Here is a 1745-nt window from a genome sequence, read left to right as displayed (position 1 = left end):
GATGGAGGCCTACCTGCACGGGGTTTCCACCCGAAAGGTCGACGATCTGGTCAAGGCACTCGGGGCCGACACCGGGATTTCCAAGTCCGAGGTGTCGCGGATCTGTGAGGATGAGGTGTTGTAATGATGTGAGACAGTTCCTGAAAGGATTGTTCCCATGTCTTCTCGACCAACCTACTCTGATGAATTCAAGGCCGACGCCGTCTCGTTAGTTGAATCTTCTGGCCGTCCGCTAGCTCTGGTGGCTGCTGAACTCGGCATCTCACTGACCGCTCTCAAGCGCTGGGTCAGGCTCGCCAGCGAAGGCCAAAGCGGTGGCGGCAAGAAGCCGGATCAACCGGTAGATGCTGCGAAATACAAGGCCTTGGAAGTCCGGCTACGTGAAGTAGAACGGGAGAATGAATTTCTAAAAAAAGTTTCAGCGTTCTTCGCCAAGGAACAACGGTAGATGATATCTACCGCTTTGTTCAGCAGGAGGAGAACGCTGGAGAGAAAGTCGCTTGGATGTGCCGGCAACTGGAGGTGCCCAGGTCCTCGTACTACCGCTGGCGTGAAGCTACCGACACGCCTACAACCATCCGCCACCGTGAGCTGACCGATCAGGTGAAGACTATGTTCGACTCCTCTGACGGGATCTTTGGCCACCGCATGGTTCACACGAAACTCACCACTGACGGGGTGGCTGTTTCCGTGGGAACAGTGGCCACGATCATGGCTGAAAACGGGTGGCAGGCCAGGCGGATGCGCGCCTTCAAACGAACCACCATTCCCTGCGATCCGGACGCAGTGTTCAAGGATCTCATCGGCCGTGACTTCACCGCAGACACCCCTGGCATCCGCCTCGTCGGAGACATCACGTACCTGCGTACCGGCGAGGGCTGGCTGTACCTGGCCACCGTCATCGACCTGTGCACCCGCATGATCGTTGGCTGGGCGATGGCCGATCACATGCGCGCTTCACTGTGCGTCAAGGCACTGGAAATGGCCAGAGACAATGGCCATCTGCAAGCCAGAGCAATTTTTCATTCCGACCATGGAACGCAATACACCTCCCGTGAAATGGGCAAATGGTGCACCGGAAATAACATCCGCCAATCCATGGGAGCCGCCGGCGTGTGCTGGGACAACGCCGTGGCTGAATCAGCGTTCTCCTCCCTTAAGAACGAGTTCTACCACCACTACAGCTTCGACTCCCGCCAGGACGCCAGACGGGCCACCATGCACTATATCGAGGCCTTCTACAACCGGTGGAGACCACACACCCACAACAACGGCCTGCCGCCGGCAACAGCGATGGCCAACTTCAACACCCAAAACCAGCAACAACTCGCTGCTGCCTAACCTAAAGAACTAAACCAACTGTCCCAGATCCTTGACACACCTCAGGACTTGGACCATGAGGTCGGTGCTTTCAGGGATCGGGACCTCTCCACCATGGATTACCCGTACGTATTCCTCGACGCGACCTACTGCAAGGCTAGGGTCGGACACCGGGTCGTCTCCCAAGCCGTCGTGGTCGCCTTCGGGGTGGCCGCGGACGGGCGCCGGGAAGTCCTTGGCTTCGACGTCGGAGACAGCGAGAACGAAGGGTTCTGGACGTCGTTCCTGCGCTCGATGAAGACCCGAGGGCTGGACGGGGTGAAGCTGGCGATCTCCGATGCCCACAGTGGCTTGAAGAAGGCCATCGCCACCGTATTCCAGGGCGCTGCATGGCAGCGGTGCCGGGTGCATTTCATGCGTAACGT

The 1745-nt window shown here is 58.3% G+C and carries 2 protein-coding genes and 2 pseudogenes; all 4 read left to right on the top strand.

From position 1 onward, the window contains the following. Positions 1 to 112, top strand: a pseudogene (locus ACX80D_RS17740) (transposase); the annotation flags it as partial. Between the two features lie 45 nt (positions 113 to 157). Then, positions 158 to 448, top strand: a complete 291-nt coding sequence (locus ACX80D_RS17735) for a transposase (RefSeq protein WP_459324179.1) — start codon at positions 158 to 160, stop codon at positions 446 to 448. After that, a complete protein-coding gene (locus ACX80D_RS17730; protein ID WP_459324180.1) occupies positions 403 to 1341 on the top strand; it encodes an IS3 family transposase in 939 nt (312 codons plus the stop codon). Before ACX80D_RS17735 ends, ACX80D_RS17730 begins: the two co-directional genes overlap by 46 nt. A 48-nt stretch (positions 1342 to 1389) precedes the next feature. Continuing rightward, a pseudogene (locus tag ACX80D_RS17725) lies at positions 1390 to 1745 on the top strand (IS256 family transposase); the annotation flags it as partial.

It is taken from the genome of Arthrobacter sp. Sr24, assembly GCF_054511175.1.
The sequence above is the reverse complement of the archived record's forward strand: the minus strand, read 5'-3'. Positions and strand labels throughout refer to the sequence as shown.